We start from the raw sequence: 17,503 nt of genomic DNA, 5'->3' as shown, positions 1-17,503 counted from the left end.
TCGGCGAGGTCATCGACCCGCCCTCGGCCGACGTCACCGCGCACATGGTGGAGATGCTCGCCGAGACCGGCCGCACCCGCGACCCCCGCACCCGGCGCGGCGTCGCCTGGCTGCTGGAGCACCAGGAGGCCGACGGCTCCTGGTTCGGCCGGTGGGGCACCAACTACATCTACGGCACCGGCTCCGTGGTGCCCGCCCTGATCGCCGCCGGGATCGCCCCCGGCCACCCCTCGGTCCGCCGCGCCGTCCGCTGGCTGACGGCCCGCCAGAACACCGACGGCGGCTGGGGCGAGGACATGCGCTCCTACGAGGACCCGGCCACCTGGGCCGGCCGCGGCGACTCCACCGCCTCGCAGACCGCCTGGGCCCTGATGGCGCTGCTCGCCGCCGGCGAACGCGACACCGAGCCGGTCGAACGCGGCATCGCCTGGCTGACCCGCACCCAGCGCCCCGACGGCAGCTGGGACGAGCCGCAGTTCACCGGCACCGGGTTCCCCTGGGACTTCTCCATCAACTACCACCTGTACCGCCTGGTCTTCCCGGTCACCGCCCTCGGGCGGTACGTGCACGACGCGCCGCTCGGCCGGGGCGGCGAGCGATGACCGAGCCCCTGCTGGTGCTCTGCGCGCTCGCCCCCGAGGCCTGGGCGCTGCGCGGCGGCGACTGGTCCGGCGCGGCCGGCGGACCCCCGGTGCTGGCCCGCACCGGCATGGGCCGGCGGACGGCCGGGCGCCGGGCCGCCGCCCTGTTGGACGTCGGCGGCTACGGGGCGCTGCTGATCGCCGGGTTCGGCGCCGCGGTCGGCCCCGGGGTGCGCCCCGGCGAGGTGATCGTCGCCGACCGGGTCACCGACGCCGAGGGCCGCACCCACCCGCTGACCGCCGCGCCCGCGCTGGCCACCGCCCTGGAGGAGGCCGGGCTCCGCGCCCACCTGGGCACCCTCCGCACCGCCGACCACGTGGTACGCGGCGCCGAACGGTCCCGGCTGCACGCCGAGGGCGCGCTCGCCGTCGACATGGAGGCCGCCGCGGTGCTCGCCGCCCGCGCCGAGCACGCCCCTGACCTGCCCGCCGCCGTGCTGCGGGTGGTGGTCGACACCCCCGAGCGGGAGCTCATCCGCCCCGGCACCCTGCCCGCCGGGTTCCGTGCCTGGCGGGCGCTGCGCGCCGCCGTCCCCGCCCTCACCGCGTGGCACCGGCAGCTGAACGCCGCACCCCGTCCGCCGACGACCCCCCAGCCCTCGACACAGCCCTCGACGCTCCCTCAGGAGGCGAGCTAAGCCATGGCCATGCCGTTGCGTCAGACCCTCCGCGTGTCCACCTACCTCATGCAGCAGAAGCTGAAGCGCCGGGACAAGTTCCCGCTGATCGTCGAGCTGGAGCCGCTGTTCGCCTGCAACCTCAAGTGCGAGGGCTGCGGCAAGATCCAGCACCCGGCCGGGGTGCTCAAGCAGCGGATGCCGGTCGCGCAGGCGGTCGGCGCGGTCCTGGAGTGCGGCGCCCCGATGGTCTCCATCGCGGGCGGCGAGCCGCTGATGCACCCGCAGATCGACGAGATCGTCCGGCAGCTGGTGGCCCGCCGCAAGTACGTCTTCCTGTGCACCAACGCGCTGCTGCTGCGCAAGAAGCTCGACCTGTTCACCCCGTCCCCGTACTTCACCTTCGCCGTGCACATCGACGGCCTGCAGGAGCGCCACGACGAGTCGGTGGCCAAGGAGGGCACCTTCGCGGAGGCCGTCGAGGCGATCAAGGAGGCCAAGCGGCGGGGCTTCCGGGTCACCACCAACTCGACGTTCTTCAACACCGACACCCCGCAGACCGTGGTCGAGGTGCTGGACTTCCTGAACGACGAACTCAAGGTCGACGAGATGATGATCTCCCCGGCCTACGCGTACGAGAAGGCCCCCGACCAGGAGCACTTCCTCGGCGTCGAACAGACCCGCGAACTGTTCCGCCAGGCCTTCTCCGGCGGCAACCGCCGCCGCTGGCGGCTCAACCACAGCCCGCTGTTCCTGGACTTCCTCGAAGGCAAGGTCGACTTCGAGTGCACCGCCTGGGGCATTCCCAACTACTCGCTGTTCGGCTGGCAGCGCCCCTGCTACCTGATGGCCGACGGCTACGTCCCCACCTACCGGGAACTCATCGAGAAGACCGACTGGGACAAGTACGGCCGCGGCCGCGACCCCCGCTGCGACAACTGCATGGCCCACTGCGGGTACGAGCCCACCGCGGTGCTCGCCACCATGGGCTCGCTCAAGGAGTCGATCCGCGCCGCCCGGGAGACCCTCGCCGCCCCCAAGGCCGTCTGAGCTGCCGTCACCGGCCGCCCGCGCCACGACGGCGCGGGCGGCCCACGCCGACAGGCGACCGCGACCGCAGGGCCGCAGGCTGGACACCGACCGTCCACCCACCCGAACAGCCGTGAGGGGTACGCCATGCCACTGCTGAGCCGGATCACCGGGCCCGCCGACCTCCGCCGACTGCACCCCGAACAGCTCCCGTCGCTCGCCGCCGAGATCCGCGCGTTCCTGATCGACAACGTCACCCGCACCGGCGGCCACCTCGGGCCCAACCTCGGCGTGGTCGAACTCAGCATCGCCCTGCACCGCGTCTTCGACTCCCCGCACGACCGCATCCTGTGGGACACCGGCCACCAGGCCTACGTCCACAAACTGCTCACCGGCCGGCAGGACTTCAGCCGGCTGCGCGCCAAGGACGGACTGTCCGGCTACCCCTCGCGCGCCGAGTCCCCGCACGACCTGATCGAGAACTCGCACGCCTCCACCGCCCTCGGCCACGCCGACGGCATCGCCAAGGCCGACCAGCTGCTCGGCGTCGACCGCTGCACCGTCGCCGTGATCGGCGACGGCGCGCTCACCGGCGGCATGGCCTGGGAGGCCCTCAACAACATCGCCGAGGCCGAGGACCGCCCGCTGGTCATCGTCGTCAACGACAACGAACGCTCCTACGCGCCCACCATCGGCGGCCTCGCCCACCACCTCGCCACGCTGCGCACCACCAAGGGCTACGAGCGCTTCCTCGCCTGGGGCAAGGACGCCCTGCAGCGCACCCCCGTGGTCGGGCCGCCGCTGTTCGACGCGCTGCACGGCGCCAAGAAGGGCTTCAAGGACGCCTTCGCCCCGCAGGGCATGTTCGAGGACCTCGGCCTGAAGTACCTCGGCCCGATCGACGGCCACGACATCGCCGGCGTCGAACAGGCGCTGCGCCGGGCCCGCAACTTCGGCGGCCCCGTCATCGTGCACTGCCTCACCGTCAAGGGCCGCGGCTACCGGCCCGCCGAGCAGGACGAGGCCGACCGGTTCCACGCCGTGAACCCGATCGACCCGTACACCTGCCTGCCGATCTCGCCGTCCGCCGGCGCCTCCTGGACGTCCGTGTTCGGCAAGGAGATGCTCGCGCTCGGCGCCGAACGCCCCGAGCTGGTCGCCGTCACCGCCGCCATGCTGCACCCCGTCGGACTCGCCCCGTTCGCCAAGGCCTACCCCGGGCGGACCTTCGACGTCGGCATCGCCGAGCAGCACGCCGTCGCCTCCGCCGCCGGCCTGGCCACCGGCGGGCTGCACCCGGTGGTCGCGGTGTACGCGACCTTCCTCAACCGGGCGTTCGACCAGGTGCTGATGGACGTCGCGCTGCACCGGCTCGGCGTCACCTTCGTGCTGGACCGGGCCGGCGTCACCGGCAACGACGGGGCCTCGCACAACGGCATGTGGGACCTGTCGGTGCTGCAGGTCGTCCCCGGGCTGCGGATCGCCGCGCCGCGCGACGCCGCCCGGCTGCGCGAACAGCTGCGCCAGGCCGTCGCCGTCGAGGACGCGCCCACCGTGGTGCGCTTCCCCAAGGGCGAGCTCGGCCCCGAGGCGCCCGCGATCGAACGGATCGGCGGCGTCGACGTGCTCGCCCGCACCGGCCCCGCCCCGGACGTGCTGCTGGTCGCCGTCGGCCCGATGGCCGCCGCCTGCCTGGACGCGGCCGCGCTGCTCGCCGCCGACGGCATCACCGCCACCGTCGTCGACCCGTGCTGGGTCAAGCCCGTCGACCCCGCCCTGGTGGAGCTGGCCGGCGCGCACCGGATGGTGGTCACCGTCGAGGACAACGGCCGCACCGGCGGCGTCGGCGCCGCCCTCGCCCAGGCCATGCGGGACGCCGACGTCGACACCCCGCTGCGCGACCTCGGCATCCCGCAGGAGTTCCTGGCGCACGCCTCGCGCGGTGAGATCCTGGAGGAGATCGGACTCACCGGCACCGGCGTCGCCGCCCAGACCGCCGCCCACGCCCGCCGCCTGCTGCCCGGGACCGGAACCCGCTCCGGCGCCCAGGAGTACCGGACCCGGATGCCGCTGACCGATTGGAGCGAACCCGCGTGACCCAGGCCGAACCGCTCGACCTCGCCGCCCTGCTCGCCGCCCGGGGCGGCGAACGCTACGAGCTGCACGCCCGCTTCCTCAACCCGCAACTGCCGCGGATGCTGCACACCATCGGCTTCGACCGGTCCTACGAACGCGCGAAGGGCGCGTACTTCTACGACGCCGAGGGCAACGAGTACCTCGACATGCTGGCCGGGTTCGGCGTCTTCGCGCTCGGCCGCCACCACCCCGCCGTCCGGGCCACCGTCCAGCAGGCGATGGACCTGGAGACCGCCGACCTCACCCGCTTCGACTGCTCCCCGCTGCCCGGCCTGCTCGCCGAACAGCTGCTCGCCCTGGCGCCCGGCCTGGACCGGGTGTTCTTCGGCAACAGCGGCACCGAGGCGGTCGAGACGGCGCTCAAGTTCGCCCGGTACGCCACCGGGAAGCGCCGCGTCCTGTACTGCGACCACGCCTTCCACGGCCTCACCACCGGCTCGCTGTCCGTCAACGGCGAGAGCGGCTTCCGCAAGGGCTTCGACCCGCTGCTGCCGGACACCGCCGTCCCGCTCGGCGACCTGGGCGCGCTGAAGCGGGAGCTGAAGAAGGGCGACGTCGCCGCGCTGATCGTGGAGCCGATCCAGGGCAAGGGCGTGCTCGCCCCGCCGCCCGGCTGGCTGGCCGCCGCCCAGCAGCTGCTGCGCGAGCACAAGGCGCTGCTGATCTGCGACGAGGTGCAGACCGGCGTCGGCCGCACCGGCGCCTTCTTCGCCTTCCAGGCCGAGGAGGGCGTGCAGCCCGACCTGGTGTGCGCGGCCAAGGCGCTGTCCGGCGGCTACGTCCCGATCGGGGCCACCCTCGGCAGGTCGTGGATCTTCGAGAAGGTGTACTCCTCGATGGACCGGGTGCTGGTGCACTCCGCCAGCTTCGGCTCGAACGCCCAGGCGATGGCCGCCGGCCTGGCCACCCTGCACGTGATGCGGCAGGAGAAGGTGGTGGAGAACGCCGCCCGCGTCGGCGAGCTGCTGCGCTCCCGGCTCGCCGCGCTGGTCGACCGGTACGAACTGCTCGCCGAGGTGCGCGGCCGCGGGCTGATGATCGGCATCGAGTTCGGCCGGCCCAGGTCGCTCAAGCTGCGCACCGGCTGGACGGCGCTGCAGGCCGCCCGCAAGGGACTGTTCGCGCAGATGGTGGTGGTCCCGCTGCTGCAGCGGCACCGGATCCTCACCCAGGTCTCCGGCGACCACCTGGAAGTGATCAAGCTGATCCCGCCGCTGATCATCACCGAGAAGGAGGTCGACCGCTTCCTGGACGCCTTCACCGAGGTGATGGACGACGCCCACCGCGGCAGCGGCCTGATGTGGGACTTCGGCCGCACCCTGGTCAAGCAGGCCGTCGGCTCGCGGTGAACGCGCTACAGCTCGGTCCGGCGGCGGCGCACCACGACCCACAGGTCCGCCGCCGCCACCAGCGTCAGCACCCCGCAGGCCACCGCGAAGACGATCAGCGTCCCGCTGCTGGGCGCGCCGTGCGGCGACGCGAAGCCCGCCCAGACCGCGAACCCGGCGGTGCACAGCGCGAAGAACGGCAGGAACAGCACCGACAGCAGGAAACGCAGCTTCAGGTCGGTGCGCGCGGTGGCCGGCTCCGTCCCGCTCCGCCAGACCTTCGGAGTCTTCGCGCGCCGCATGCGCCACCGCCTCCCTCGTACCCTTCCAGCGTAGGACTGTCGGGTGCGGGGAGGCGGAGTGATGGAAGACCGGCTGGACGACTACCTGGGGCTGCCGGTGGAGCGCGCCCGGGCGCTGGCCGCCGAGCGCGGCTGGCGCACGGTGCGGGCGGTGGAGCCGGAGGCGCTGCTCACCATGGAGTACCGGTCCGAGCGGCTCAACCTGACGGTGCGCGCCGGGGTGGTGGAACGGGCCTGGGCGGGCTGAGGGCGCACCGGCAGCGGGCGGCCCGCCCAGTGCGCGGTGGCCGGCTTCGGCCGGGGCACCGGGGCGGGCCGGGCGAACCTGCCCTCGCGGTGCCAGACCGCCAGCACCCGCTCGTCCAGCGCGGCGACGGCCGGCTCGGCCAGCGGCAGCGACAGCAGCACCAGCGCCCCCGCCGCCCAGCCGGCGAACACGTCGGATATCCAGTGGGTGCCCAGGTAGACGGTGGTCAGGCCGATCGAGGCCGCGGTGAGCGCGGCCAGCACCGTGCCGGTCCGCCGCCAGCGCACCGCGAGGTAGGCCAGCACGCCCCAGGTGACCACGGCGTTGGCGGTGTGCCCGGACGGGAAGATGGTGCCGCCGGAGAACAGCTCGGGCGAGCCCACGTAGTGCGCGTAGTGCGGACCCAACCGACCGGTCAGGATCTTCACCCCGCCCACCGTGACGTTCAACAGCAGCAGCGCCATGCCCATCACCAGCAGCGGCCGCGACGAGTGGGTGCGGTAGCAGCGCCAGCCCAGCCACAGGCAGGCCGCGATCGCGGTCGGACCGCGCTGCCCGGCGATCACCCAGATGTCGAGGTACGGCAGGGCCTGCGGCCACTGCTTGTACGGGCGCAGCTGCTGCAGCGCCCAGTCCAGGTCGACCAGCGGTGAGTCCAGCATGATGGCCAGCACCACCGCCAGGTAGAGCACGGCCGTGATGCCGAAGAGCAGAGCGTGCCGCCGACTGATCGAGGAGAGTGCGGATTCGGTCGTCGTGGTGACGGAATCGCGCTCGGACTGGATCGGAACCGTGCGCGGCGCGGTCGATATCCGCGGCACGGGGGATTCGGGCTTGGCTGGCACGCCTTCGACATTACCGGCTGGCCCGGAGCGGCCCGGGCTATTCGGACGATCTGTCACCCGCCGGTGATCGGTTGTCCGCACTTTCCCCATACGGGCAGTTCAACGGGCACAGGGTGGGGCAGGAAAGCGGAGGGGAGTGGGCGAAATCACCCTCCCGAACGCTTCCGGGCGCCGTTTACCCCGGGTTTCTCCAATTGCCGGGCGGGTGGTGCGGGAACGAAAGAGGCGGTCGATTTCCCGTGACGCAGGTCACTTCCGGGAAATCGACCGCCGGGTCGGACGGCGCGGTGCGGTTCAGGGCAGCACCTTCTCGACGGCTGCCGCGCCGTGCTCCTCCAGGTCCTTCTTCGCCTGCGCGAGCCGCTTCTCCGTCACGTCGCGCCCCGTGGCCTGCACCAGGTCGATGGGGTCCACCGGGTTCTCCGCCCCGGTGTGCAGTCGGCTGTCCGGAGTCGGCTTGGAGTCGCTGTCCGTGGAATCGGTCATCAAGATCCTCCGTGGGTACGCCCGCCGCCGGGGGACGGCGGCGGGAGGTCTGCACGTCGAGTCTGGACCCGCGCCGTGGGCGGCGCACCACGAACCCGTCGGCGACTAGTCGAGCGGGCCGCCCGCGACGTAGACGACCTGGCCGGAGACGAAGCCGGCGCCCTCGGAGGCGAAGAAGGAGATGGTGTGCGCGATGTCGTCCGGCACGCCGACCCGCTGCACCGGGATCGCCGAGGCGGCGGCCTGCTTGAACGCCTCGAACTCCATGCCGACCCGGGCCGCGGTGGCCGCGGTCATGTCGGTGGCGATGAAGCCGGGGGCGACCGCGTTGGCGGTGATGCCGAACTTGCCGAGCTCGATGGCCAGGGTCTTGGTGAAGCCCTGCAGGCCGGCCTTGGCCGCCGAGTAGTTGGCCTGGCCGCGGTTGCCCTGCGCGGAGGAGGAGGACAGGTTGACGATCCGACCGAAGCCGGCGGCCACCATGTGCTTCTGCACCGCGCGGGTCATCAGGAAGGCGCCCTTGAGGTGCACGTTCATGACGGTGTCCCAGTCGGACTCGGACATCTTGAAGAGCAGGTTGTCGCGGAGCACGCCCGCGTTGTTCACCAGCACCACGGGGGTGCCCAGCTCGGCGGCGATCCGGTCCACCGCGGCCTGCACCTGCTCGGCGTTCGAGACGTCGGCACCGACGGCCAGCGCGCGGCCGCCCGCGGCGACGATCGCCTCGGCGGTGCCCTTCGCGGTGGACTCCTCCAGGTCGACCACCGCGACCGCGTAGCCGTCGGCCGCCAGCCGGAGCGCGGTGGCGGCGCCGATCCCACGGGCCGCACCCGTCACCACGGCCACCCGCACCGGAGCGTCGGCGGTCACGGACGTGCTCTGCTCGGTCATCTTCGTACTCGTCTCTCTCGGAATCGGACGACGGGACCGGCCCGGGCCGGTGACCCGCGGATGAGATTTGAATGAGGTGCGCAGCGCGCAGCGCGGCAACCCTACCGGCGAGTAGAAATTCCGGCCAGAGGCAGCGCCGCAGGTGACAGAGGGTGAGGGCGTTCGGCGGCCGAGCGGGTGAACCAGGTTGGTCGTGGTCCCGACATACGGGGGAAATATGCCAACTTTGCCGAACCTGCGACTACTCTGCGCCCCTACCTGCCGGTCCAGGCCGACCGTTTGTATAGTGTGCGCCAGCAGCCACCGGCTGCACGGCCGGCGCGTCCTTACTCACAGCGGGATGCTCACTCGCCGTTACTGCCCCGCTCGGGTGTCCCACACACATCCCGAGCGTGACACCGGGACGGATTTCATGGTGCTGGGGGAGATCCCGACAACCCGTGTGCCCGGCCGACTGCAGCAGTCGCCCGGCCACCTCATTCGAGTGGCCCAGCAGGTGCACACCCGCTTGTGGTCCGAATACGTCGGTACCGAGCTGACAGCTCCGCAGTTCGCGGTGCTGCTGGTACTGGCACTGGAGCCCGGAGCCGACCAGCGCACGGTCGGCGAACGGGCCTCGCTCGACAAGGCGACGATGGCCGAAATGGTCGCCCGACTGGTCCGGCGGGGCCTGGTGCTCCGCCGCCGCGACCCCGCCGACGGTCGGCGCAAGCTGCTGGCGCTCTCGCAGAGCGGCGCCCAGGCGGTGCGCGAGGCGACCGGCGGCGTGGTCCGGGTCCAGCGGACCCTGTTCGAGCCGCTCAGCCCGGACGAACAGCTGGAACTCGTCCGGACCATGGCGCGGATCGCCCGGCTGGAGCCGGCGGCCGTCGCCGTGATGGCCGACGCCCGGCCCACGCTGGACGCCCAGCGGGCCATCGGCTACCTGATCCGGGTCGCCCAGCAGGTGCACACCAAGCTCTGGTCGGAGAAGGTCGGCACCGAACTGACGGCTCCTCAGTACGCCGTGCTGGACGCGCTGGAGACCGAACCGGGCGCCGACCAGCGCACGGTCGGCGAGCTGGCGTCGCTCGACAAGGCGACGATGGCCGAGATGGTCAGCCGGCTGGTGCGACGCGGCCTGGTGCTGCGCCGCCGCGACCCCTCGGACGGGCGCCGCAACCTGCTCTCGCTCTCCCCGACCGGCCAGGAGCTGCTGCACCGCTCCACCGCCGGGGTCCGTGAGGTCCAGGAAGCGCTGCTCGCTCCGTTGGAGCCGCACGAGCACGCGCCGGCGCTGGCGCTGCTCGCCAAGGCGGCTCGGCTGTAACGATTCTGCAAAGCGTCGTCCAATTTTTTGGGCGGCGATCGCGCTCCGACGGGCACGCGGCACCGCTCGGGACGCTCCGGAAGGGGCCGACACCACGTCAGGTGTCGGCCCCTTCCGGGTTGTTCCGGTCGTCACGCTCCGTGCTGATGGAGCGTCAGCCGAAACTGATGCGACGTCAGTTCCACGGGCGAACGCGGGGCGTCAGCTCCAGTCGAACTCGGCCGGGTCGGGGCCGATCCGCTTGCCGGTCTCGACGGCGGCGATCGCCGCGAGGTCCTCGGCGTCCAGCTCGAAGCCCGTCACGTCCAGGTTCTCCCGGATGCGGGCCGGGGTGACCGACTTCGGGATGGCGATCACGCCGCTCTGCAGGTGCCAGCGCAGCACCACCTGGGCCGTCGAGCGGCCGTGCTTCTCGGCGATCTTCAGCAGCGCGGGCTCGGCCAGCAGGTCGCCGCCCTGGCCCAGCGGGCTCCATGCCTCGGTGGCGATGCCGTGCTCCGCGTGGAGGGCGCGCAGCTCGGCCTGCGGGAAGTACGGGTGCAGCTCGACCTGGTTCAGCGCCGGGACCACCGAGGTCTCCTTCAGCAGCAGCTCCAGGTCCGGGACGCGGAAGTTGGAGACGCCGATCGCGCGGACCCGGCCGTCGGCGAGCAGCTGCTCGAAGGCGCGCCAGACGTTCAGGTAGGAGGTGCCGCGCATCGGACGCGGCCAGTGGATCAGGTACAGGTCCAGCTGCTCCAGGCCGAGCCTGGCCATCGACTCGTCGAAGGAGCGCAGCACCCGGTCGCGGCCCTGCTCGCCGGACCAGTCGAGGGTGCCGGAGTTCCACAGCTTGGTGGTCACGAACAGCTCGTCGCGGTCGACGCCGGACTCGGCGATCGCCCGGCCGGTGCCCGTCTCGTTCTCGTAGATCTCGGCGGTGTCGATCGAGCGGTAGCCGGCCTCGATCGCGGTGGCCACCGCCGGGGCGGCCTCCGCGTCCGGCACCTGCCAGACGCCGAAGCCGAGCTGCGGGATCCGCACGCCGTTGTTCAGCGTGATCGAGGGGATCGAAGGTCCTGCGGAAGTGCTGGTCACGAGTACGGGGTGCCCTTCGGTTGTGCATGGTCTTCGGTGTGCAGCGGTGCTGCGCGGGTGTTTCCAAGAGGGCGGCAACCGGGTCGAACAACGGGGTATTCCCGAGGTGGTCGAGTTCCTCGGAGTTCCCCCCGATGGATGAAACGCCGCGGGGGCCGAATCCGGGTCGCACCAAGGGGTGTGGTGTGCATCACATGCGGCGCCGCCGGTCCGGGGAGGGTGGGCCGGACGGGTGAATGGGCAGGCCCGGCGGTGGTGGTGCGGGGGTCGGCGTGCGGGCCGGGCGCAGACTGCCAGGGTGACCAAGACTTCAGGTGGTTCTCCGTCCAGTGGCCAGCGCGGCGAGATCGGCGGCATCCCGACCCGCTGGATCGGCATCGGCGTCATCGTGGTGCTGGCGGTCTGGTTCCTGTTCGCCAACCTGGACAAGGTGAAGATCCAGTTCTGGGTCTTCACCGTCACCTGCCCGCTGTGGATCGCCCTGCTGGCGACGCTGGTCGCGGGCGCGGCGCTCGGCTGGCTGCTGAAGGGCCGGCGCGACCGGTGACGGCGCCGCAGGAGGACGCGGGGCGGCCGGCCGGGGAGCCGCTGATCGAGCTGCGCCGGGTGAACAAGCACTACGGGCAGCTGCACGTGCTCCAGGACATCGACCTGACGGTGGGCCGGGGCGAGGTCGTGGTGGTGATCGGCCCGTCCGGGTCGGGGAAGTCCACGCTGTGCCGGGCGATCAACCGGCTGGAGCCGGTGGAGAGCGGCGACATCCTGATCGAGGGGCAGCCGCTGCCCGCCGAGGGCAAGGGCCTGGCGAAGCTGCGCGCCGAGGTCGGGATGGTGTTCCAGTCCTTCAACCTGTTCGCGCACCGGACGGTGCTGCAGAACATCACGCTCGCCCAGATCAAGGTCCGCAAGCGCGGGAAGGCGGAGGCCGAGTCCAAGGGGCGGGCGCTGCTGGAGCGGGTCGGGCTGGCCTCGCAAGCGGACAAGTACCCGTCGCAGCTGTCCGGCGGCCAGCAGCAGCGGGTGGCGATCGCCCGGGCGCTGGCGATGGACCCGAAGGCGCTGCTGTTCGACGAGCCGACCTCGGCGCTCGACCCCGAGATGATCAACGAGGTGCTGGAGGTGATGCGCTCGCTGGCCGCCGAGGGGATGACCATGGTGGTGGTCACCCACGAGATGGGCTTCGCGCGCTCCGCCGCCAACCGCGTGGTGTTCATGGCGGACGGCCGGATCATCGAGGACCGCGTCCCCGAGGAGTTCTTCGCGGACCCGCGCAGCGAGCGCGCCCGGGACTTCCTGTCCAAGATCCTGAAGCACTGAGGCGGCGCGGTGAACCAGCGGTACATCCTGCGCGGGCCGGCGCGGCCCGCCGCGCTGCCCCGCCCGGCCGCCGGGGCTCCGGTCGCCGGGGCTCCGGCGGTCCTGGCTCCGGCCGTCCTGGCGGTGCTGGCAGTGCTGGCGATGCTTTCGGTGCTGTCCGGCTGCGGCAAGGAGGGCACCCCGCCGCCGAAGGGTCCGCAGCCCAGCGCGCTGCCCAGCTACCAGGTGCGGTCCGAGACCATCACCGGCTCGCCCACGCTGGACGCGGCCCGGGCCCGCGGCCACCTGGTGGTCGGCGCCAAGGAGGACCAGCCGTACCTGGGCCAGAAGAACCCGGCCACCGGTGTGTACTCCGGTTTCGACATCGAGATCGCCAAGATGGTCGGCGCCTATCTGGGCTTCGCGCCCGACCGGATCGAGTTCCGCACCATCGCCTCCGCCAACCGGGAGACCGCGCTGCAGAACGGCCAGGTCGACTACTACGTGGGCACCTACACCATCAACGACAACCGCAAGAAGCTGGTCGGCTTCGCCGGCCCGTACTTCATCGCCGGGCAGGCGCTGATGGTCCGCAAGAACGAGACGAAGATCAACGGCCCGCAGGACCTGGCGGGGCGGAAGGTCTGCTCGGCTGCCGGGTCCACCCCGTACCAGCGGATCCAGACCGACTACCCGAAGGCCGAGCTGGTCGGGTACGACACCTACTCGGCGTGCGTGGACAACCTGATCAGCGGTCAGGTGGACGCGGTCACCACCGACAACGCGATCCTGCAGGGCTACGTGGCCAAGGTCCCCGACGAGTTGAAGATGGTCGGCGAGCCGTTCTCCACCGAGCCGTACGGCATCGGCGTCCCCAAGAACGACACCGTGCTGCGGATGGCGATCAACGACGCGCTGCAGACGAACATGGACAACGGCAACTGGAAGAAGGCGTACGACGCGACGCTCGGCCTCTCCGGGGTGCCAGCGCCGCCGCCCCCGGCCATCAACCGGTACCAATGAGCAGGGGGCGCGGATGAACGTCCTGACCAGCAACTGGTCGACCTACTGGCACGGCTTCCTCGGCACCCTCTGGCTGACCCTGGCCAGCGCCGCGCTGGCGCTGGTGCTCGGGGTGCTGATCGCGGGCTTCCGGGTGTCGCCGGTGAAGCCGCTGCGGGCCTTCGGCACCGGGTGGGTGACGGTGCTCCGGAACACCCCGCTGACGCTGCTGTTCTTCATCGTGGTGCTGGGCCTGCCCCGGTTCCACATCACGCTGCCGTTCTTCACCTTCGCCGTGCTGGCGCTGGGCTGCTACACCTCGGCGTTCGTCTGCGAGGCGCTGCGCTCCGGGGTGAACACGGTGCCGACGGGGCAGGGTGAGGCGGCCCGCAGCCTGGGCATGACGTTCGGTCAGACGCTGAGCCTGGTGGTGCTGCCGCAGGCGTACCGCGCGGTGGTCGCCCCGCTGGGCAGTGTGATGATCGCGCTGGCGAAGAACACGGCGATCGCCGGCTCGTTCAGTGTGGTCGAACTGCTCGGCACCTACCGGACCATCAACGAGCTGGGCTACAACATCGTCTGGACCTTCGTCTGGATCGCAGTCGGCTACCTGATCATCACGCTGGCGATCAGCGCCCTCTTCAACGTGCTGGAGCGACGGGTGGCGGTGTCCCGATGACGGTGGAGTCCTCCGCGCTGTACGACGTCCCCGGGCCCAAGGCGCTGGCCCGGCACCGGCTGTACGGCATCCTGGCGCTGGTGGTGATCGCCGCCGTGGTCGGCTGGGTGATCTGGATGCTGTTCCACACCAACCAGTTCACCTACGCCAAGTGGACGGCCTTCCAGTACAAGGGCGTTCAGGAGCTGCTGCTGCGCGGCCTCGGCAACACCCTGAAGGCGTTCGGCTGGACGGTGCTGTTCGCGCTCCCGTTCGGCGCGCTGTTCGCCGCCGGGCGGCTCTCCGACCACCGGCCGGTGCGCTGGGTGTCCACCCTGGTGGTGGAGTTCTTCCGGGCCATGCCGCTGCTGGTGATGATCTTCTTCATCTTCGTCGCCCTCAAGGTCGAACCGCTGTGGGCGCTGGTGGCCGGCCTCACCCTGTACAACGGCTCGGTGCTGGCCGAGGTGTTCCGGGCCGGCGTGCTGGCCGTCCCCAAGGGGCAGAAGGAGGCGGCGTTCGCGCTCGGCCTCCGCAAGACCCAGGTGATGACGTACGTCCTGGTGCCGCAGGCCGTCCGGTCGATGCTGCCGACCATCGTCAGCCAGCTGGTGGTGGCGCTGAAGGACACCTCGCTGGGCTTCCTGATCACCTACGAGGAGTTCCTGCACGCCGGGAAGCTGATCGCCACCAACCTGGACTACGACCTGCCGTTCATCCCCGTGGTGATGGTGATCACCCCGATCTACATCGGCATGTGTCTGCTGCTGTCCTGGCTGGCCAAGTGGCTGGAGCGGCGCGGCCGGCGCAGCCCGCGCGAGGGGGCGACGCCGGTCGCCGACGCCGGTCCGGTGCTGGACGCGCAGGGGTAGGAAAACTGCGGTGACCGGGCCGTCGCCATCGGTTAGGGTCGGGTGGGTCCGTTACCGTACGTCGACCGGGAGTGACCGGATGTCAGTGCTGCCCAGCCGTCAGGGCCTGCCCGTGGCCGAAGTGATCGACCGGCGAGAGGGTCCGTACGGCGAGGTGGTGCTGCGGCGGCGCGGCGAGCAGTACGAGATCATCGCGAACGGCTGCTTCCTGATGGACACCGCCGACGGGCGCTCCGAACGGCTGCTGATCCAGGCCGCGTTGGACGAGCTCGCGGTGCCGGGCCCGAGCGTGCTGATCGGCGGGCTCGGCGTCGGCTTCTCGCTGGCCCACGCCGCGGCCGAGCCCCGGTGGGGGCGGATCGCCGTGGCCGAGCGGGAGGGCGCGATCATCGACTGGCACCGGGCGGGGCCGCTCGGCGCGTTCTCCGCCGGTGCGCTGGACGATCCGCGGGTCGAGGTGCTGCACACCGACCTGGTGGCGTACCTGGCCTCCGCCGAGGACCGCTACGACGCGCTCTGCCTCGACATCGACAACGGCCCCGACTGGACGGTCGGGGAGGAGAACGACGCGCTGTACGGCCCCGTCGGCCTGGCCAACGCCGCCGCCCGGCTCCGGCCCGGCGGCGTCCTCGCAGTGTGGAGCGCCCGGCCGTCCGCCGCCTTCGAACGGGCGCTGCGGGACGCCGGGTTCACCGACGTCCGCACCGAGGAGATCGCCGTCGAGCGCGGCGTGCCCGATGCGGTGCACCTGGCCCGCCGCGCCGCCTGACACCGCCGACTGCCGGATTCGTGCCGAACATGTGTACGTAACGCGTTCCCAGCAGGGCCTCGGTGCGGCATGATCATCATCATGGCGGACGAGAAGACCGACCTCCTGGCGTGCCTCTGGGACGAGTTCAGCGCCATGAGGTTCCCCACCGGCTGGTACGACCGGGAGCCCGAAGGCACCTGTCTGGTCACCCTGGACACCGCCCTCGTCGGCTTCGCCTCCAACGTCCTCGACGGCCCGCCGCTCGGCGCCCGCCACCGCGAACACCTGCGCTGCCGCATCGAGCTCCTCGCCGACCTGCTGCCGGCCTTCGGCACCGACAGCTACGCCTCCCGGTACTTCGTCGCGCTGTACCGGATGGCGGTGCTGGCCGAGGAGATCGACGCCGAGCGCGGCGCGGCCTGAAGCGACGTCAGGCAGCGGCGCCGGACAGGACGGCACGCAGCCGCTCCACCGCCTGACGCCAGGCCGGGCCCTCGTCCGTCTCCTCCCAGAGCTCGGCCAGCTCGGACTCCTCGCCGAGCACGCCCGTCAACGCGTCCGCCGCGAGCCGACGCGTCGCCGGCGCGAACACCGGCAGCGGCTGCTCCGGCCCGTACGCGGTGTCGACCGGTGTGCCGCCCGGGCACTGCGCGGCCACCAGGGCGGCCGCGGCGATGATCCGGTCCCCGTCGTCGGCGTCCAGGTCGTCGAACTCGCCGAGGGCGACGCCGAAGACGGCACGTATCAGGTCCTCGCGCCGCTCCGGGGCAGTGTCGTCGAGCTCGCCGGCGAAGTCGGCGGCGTGGTCGTTGTCGAACGGCCCGATGTCCCAGGCGCCCATGGTGATCTCCTCCGGGTGGGGTGCATGGGGATCTTGACAGGGGGCGCTGACAGCGCGGGTCAGGCGGTGGGCAGAGCGCGGGCGAGGAGGGGGAGCAGGCGGTCCCAGTGGAGCCGGAGGGCGGCGGGGTCGAAGGCGTCGGTGTCGGACATGGTGAAGCCGTGGACGGTGCCCGGGTAGATCTCCGAGGTGTGGGTGATCCCGGCGGCGTCCAGGGAGCGGTTGAGCCCGGCGAGGGTCTCGGGCGTCAGATCGCTTGCCGCGTGGCCGAAATGGACCTCGGCGGTGAGCTCGGCGAACAGCCCGGGCCCGTCCACCGCCACCGGAGCGTGGAACGCGGCGAGGGCGGCGACCCGCTTCGGGTGGGCGGCGGCGGTGCGGACGGCCTGGAGACCGCCGATGCAGTAGCCCGTCACCGCGACCGGTCCGGCGACGACCTCGGGCCGAGCGGCGAGGAACCGCAGGTGGGCGTCGGCGTCGCGCAGGGCGCGGTCGCGGGTGTGCGCAGTGACCAACGGCATGACCCGGGCGAAGACCTCGGCCCGCTGGTCCGCCCCGATGTACGGGGGGAGCGCGACCACCGGCGCCGGGCCGTGCCGGTAGAACAGGTTGGGGACGAGCACGAAGTACCCGTGGCCGGCCAACTCGCAGGCCAGCTCGCGGAGCGCGGGCCGGAGGCCGAAGCCGTCCGGGTACATCAGCACCCCCGGGTGGCGGCCGCCTCCGTCGGGGAAGGCGGCCAGCGCGTCGGCGTGGCCGTCCGGGGTGGGGATCTGCAGCAGTTCGGTGCGTGGCTGGGCGGACATCGGTTCTCCTGCCGTGAGCGCGAGGATGCCGTTCCGGCGGCGGGCCGGGCACGGTCCGGGCGGTGCTCAGCGGAGCACCGGGTCGCCGATTCGTGAGTGGCGCGAGGCCGTCCCGGTCGTCATGACCGTCAACCTAACCGACGGGTGGAGCCCGGGGCCAGTGGCCAACCAGTGCTCGGCTGCGGGTGGTTGACCGTGCGTCGGGCTTCCCGGGGACGCAGAACGGCGAGCCCGGGGCGGGCTCGCCGTTCATGGGGTGCGGATCAGCCTCAGCCGAAGGGGCTGGTGGCCGGCGGGGCCTGCGGGGCGGCGGGTGCGGCGGCCGGTGCGGGTGCGGGTGCGCCGAAGGGGTTGAAGTCGGCCGGGGGG

Annotated in this window: 19 protein-coding genes and 1 pseudogene; 13 read left to right on the top strand and 7 right to left on the bottom strand. The window is 72.1% G+C overall.

Annotated elements, in window-relative coordinates:
* The 5 genes and pseudogenes from IEZ12_RS37805 to IEZ12_RS06275 form a co-directional block, all read left to right on the top strand.
* Positions 1-602: pseudogene (locus IEZ12_RS37805) on the top strand (prenyltransferase/squalene oxidase repeat-containing protein); the annotation flags it as partial.
* On the top strand, positions 599-1,279 hold the full coding sequence (locus IEZ12_RS06290; protein WP_043913056.1) for a phosphorylase family protein: 681 nt from the start codon (positions 599-601) through the stop codon (positions 1,277-1,279). The pseudogene IEZ12_RS37805 and the gene IEZ12_RS06290, both read left to right, overlap by 4 nt.
* 3 nt (positions 1,280-1,282) lie before the next feature.
* Positions 1,283-2,308: an adenosyl-hopene transferase HpnH gene (gene hpnH, locus IEZ12_RS06285; RefSeq protein ID WP_043913054.1), complete on the top strand. Its 1,026-nt coding sequence runs from the start codon at positions 1,283-1,285 to the stop codon at positions 2,306-2,308.
* Positions 2,309-2,434: 126 nt separating this feature from the next.
* Positions 2,435-4,384, top strand: a complete 1,950-nt coding sequence (gene dxs / locus IEZ12_RS06280) for a 1-deoxy-D-xylulose-5-phosphate synthase (protein WP_189271166.1) — start codon at positions 2,435-2,437, stop codon at positions 4,382-4,384.
* The gene (locus tag IEZ12_RS06275) at positions 4,381-5,772 is read left to right on the top strand and encodes an aspartate aminotransferase family protein (protein WP_189271165.1); all 1,392 of its coding nucleotides are present in this window, start codon (positions 4,381-4,383) and stop codon (positions 5,770-5,772) included. Before dxs ends, IEZ12_RS06275 begins: the two co-directional genes overlap by 4 nt.
* A gap of 5 nt (positions 5,773-5,777) precedes the next feature.
* Here IEZ12_RS06275 and IEZ12_RS06270 read toward each other — a convergent pair whose 3' ends face one another.
* The 4 genes from IEZ12_RS06270 to fabG form a co-directional block, all read right to left on the bottom strand.
* The gene (locus IEZ12_RS06270) at positions 5,778-6,053 is read right to left on the bottom strand and encodes a DUF6343 family protein (RefSeq protein ID WP_100586784.1); all 276 of its coding nucleotides are present in this window, start codon (positions 6,051-6,053) and stop codon (positions 5,778-5,780) included.
* Positions 6,054-6,134: 81 nt separating this feature from the next.
* Complete coding sequence (locus IEZ12_RS40495) at positions 6,135-7,145, bottom strand: phosphatase PAP2 family protein (RefSeq protein WP_373295445.1); 1,011 nt, start codon at positions 7,143-7,145, stop codon at positions 6,135-6,137.
* A gap of 294 nt (positions 7,146-7,439) precedes the next feature.
* Positions 7,440-7,631, bottom strand: coding sequence for a hypothetical protein (locus tag IEZ12_RS06260; RefSeq protein ID WP_043913050.1), 192 nt, complete (start codon positions 7,629-7,631; stop codon positions 7,440-7,442).
* A 105-nt stretch (positions 7,632-7,736) separates the two neighbouring features.
* Positions 7,737-8,522: a 3-oxoacyl-ACP reductase FabG gene (fabG, locus tag IEZ12_RS06255; protein ID WP_189271164.1), complete on the bottom strand. Its 786-nt coding sequence runs from the start codon at positions 8,520-8,522 to the stop codon at positions 7,737-7,739.
* A gap of 508 nt (positions 8,523-9,030) precedes the next feature.
* On the opposite strand from fabG, the gene IEZ12_RS37790 reads away from it, so the two are divergent.
* Positions 9,031-9,831 carry a MarR family winged helix-turn-helix transcriptional regulator gene (locus IEZ12_RS37790; RefSeq protein ID WP_229847289.1) on the top strand — a complete coding sequence of 267 codons (801 nt, stop codon included), beginning with the start codon at positions 9,031-9,033 and terminating at the stop codon, positions 9,829-9,831.
* 201 nt (positions 9,832-10,032) lie between these two features.
* Here IEZ12_RS37790 and IEZ12_RS06240 read toward each other — a convergent pair whose 3' ends face one another.
* Positions 10,033-10,908, bottom strand: a complete 876-nt coding sequence (locus IEZ12_RS06240; protein WP_189271163.1) for an aldo/keto reductase — start codon at positions 10,906-10,908, stop codon at positions 10,033-10,035.
* Between the two features lie 298 nt (positions 10,909-11,206).
* Here IEZ12_RS06240 and IEZ12_RS06235 point away from each other — a divergent pair, with 298 nt between their 5' ends.
* The 7 genes from IEZ12_RS06235 (at position 11,207) to IEZ12_RS06205 (ending at position 15,910) form a co-directional block, all read left to right on the top strand.
* The gene (locus IEZ12_RS06235) at positions 11,207-11,455 is read left to right on the top strand and encodes a LapA family protein (protein WP_189271162.1); all 249 of its coding nucleotides are present in this window, start codon (positions 11,207-11,209) and stop codon (positions 11,453-11,455) included.
* Positions 11,456-11,496: 41 nt separating this feature from the next.
* Positions 11,497-12,225: an amino acid ABC transporter ATP-binding protein gene (locus tag IEZ12_RS06230; protein WP_189271367.1), complete on the top strand. Its 729-nt coding sequence runs from the start codon at positions 11,497-11,499 to the stop codon at positions 12,223-12,225.
* A 141-nt stretch (positions 12,226-12,366) separates the two neighbouring features.
* The gene (locus IEZ12_RS06225) at positions 12,367-13,227 is read left to right on the top strand and encodes a glutamate ABC transporter substrate-binding protein (protein WP_189271366.1); all 861 of its coding nucleotides are present in this window, start codon (positions 12,367-12,369) and stop codon (positions 13,225-13,227) included.
* A 13-nt stretch (positions 13,228-13,240) separates the two neighbouring features.
* The gene (locus tag IEZ12_RS06220; protein ID WP_189271161.1) at positions 13,241-13,885 is read left to right on the top strand and encodes an amino acid ABC transporter permease; all 645 of its coding nucleotides are present in this window, start codon (positions 13,241-13,243) and stop codon (positions 13,883-13,885) included.
* Positions 13,882-14,736, top strand: coding sequence for an amino acid ABC transporter permease (locus IEZ12_RS06215; RefSeq protein ID WP_189271160.1), 855 nt, complete (start codon positions 13,882-13,884; stop codon positions 14,734-14,736). Before IEZ12_RS06220 ends, IEZ12_RS06215 begins: the two co-directional genes overlap by 4 nt.
* Positions 14,737-14,815: 79 nt before the next feature.
* Positions 14,816-15,505, top strand: coding sequence for a spermidine synthase family protein (locus IEZ12_RS06210; protein ID WP_189271159.1), 690 nt, complete (start codon positions 14,816-14,818; stop codon positions 15,503-15,505).
* Between the two features lie 81 nt (positions 15,506-15,586).
* Positions 15,587-15,910, top strand: coding sequence for a hypothetical protein (locus IEZ12_RS06205; RefSeq protein WP_189271158.1), 324 nt, complete (start codon positions 15,587-15,589; stop codon positions 15,908-15,910).
* A gap of 7 nt (positions 15,911-15,917) precedes the next feature.
* On the opposite strand, the gene IEZ12_RS06200 is transcribed toward IEZ12_RS06205, so the two are convergent.
* Both IEZ12_RS06200 and IEZ12_RS06195 read right to left on the bottom strand, forming a co-directional pair.
* Positions 15,918-16,328, bottom strand: a complete 411-nt coding sequence (locus tag IEZ12_RS06200) for a DUF4259 domain-containing protein (RefSeq protein ID WP_189271157.1) — start codon at positions 16,326-16,328, stop codon at positions 15,918-15,920.
* Between the two features lie 59 nt (positions 16,329-16,387).
* Positions 16,388-17,134: a dienelactone hydrolase family protein gene (locus tag IEZ12_RS06195; RefSeq protein WP_189271156.1), complete on the bottom strand. Its 747-nt coding sequence runs from the start codon at positions 17,132-17,134 to the stop codon at positions 16,388-16,390.
* Positions 17,135-17,503 lie beyond the last annotated feature (369 nt).

The sequence above is a fragment of the Kitasatospora griseola genome (genome assembly GCF_014648555.1).
Taxonomy (GTDB): Bacteria; Actinomycetota; Actinomycetes; order Streptomycetales; family Streptomycetaceae; genus Kitasatospora; species Kitasatospora griseola.
This window is presented reverse-complemented; position numbering and strand designations above follow the sequence as displayed.

Coding starts and splice junctions, on each gene's coding strand:
- IEZ12_RS06205 (WP_189271158.1), top strand. CDS start 15,587: ATGGCGGACGAGAAGACCGACCTCCTGGCGTGCCTCTGGGACGAGTTC.
- fabG (WP_189271164.1), bottom strand. CDS start 8,522: ATGACCGAGCAGAGCACGTCCGTGACCGCCGACGCTCCGGTGCGGGTG.
- IEZ12_RS06215 (WP_189271160.1), top strand. CDS start 13,882: ATGACGGTGGAGTCCTCCGCGCTGTACGACGTCCCCGGGCCCAAGGCG.
- IEZ12_RS06200 (WP_189271157.1), bottom strand. CDS start 16,328: ATGGGCGCCTGGGACATCGGGCCGTTCGACAACGACCACGCCGCCGAC.
- IEZ12_RS06290 (WP_043913056.1), top strand. CDS start 599: ATGACCGAGCCCCTGCTGGTGCTCTGCGCGCTCGCCCCCGAGGCCTGG.
- dxs (WP_189271166.1), top strand. CDS start 2,435: ATGCCACTGCTGAGCCGGATCACCGGGCCCGCCGACCTCCGCCGACTG.
- IEZ12_RS06195 (WP_189271156.1), bottom strand. CDS start 17,134: ATGTCCGCCCAGCCACGCACCGAACTGCTGCAGATCCCCACCCCGGAC.
- hpnH (WP_043913054.1), top strand. CDS start 1,283: ATGGCCATGCCGTTGCGTCAGACCCTCCGCGTGTCCACCTACCTCATG.
- IEZ12_RS06260 (WP_043913050.1), bottom strand. CDS start 7,631: ATGACCGATTCCACGGACAGCGACTCCAAGCCGACTCCGGACAGCCGA.
- IEZ12_RS06220 (WP_189271161.1), top strand. CDS start 13,241: ATGAACGTCCTGACCAGCAACTGGTCGACCTACTGGCACGGCTTCCTC.
- IEZ12_RS06225 (WP_189271366.1), top strand. CDS start 12,367: ATGCTTTCGGTGCTGTCCGGCTGCGGCAAGGAGGGCACCCCGCCGCCG.
- IEZ12_RS06270 (WP_100586784.1), bottom strand. CDS start 6,053: ATGCGGCGCGCGAAGACTCCGAAGGTCTGGCGGAGCGGGACGGAGCCG.
- IEZ12_RS06210 (WP_189271159.1), top strand. CDS start 14,816: ATGTCAGTGCTGCCCAGCCGTCAGGGCCTGCCCGTGGCCGAAGTGATC.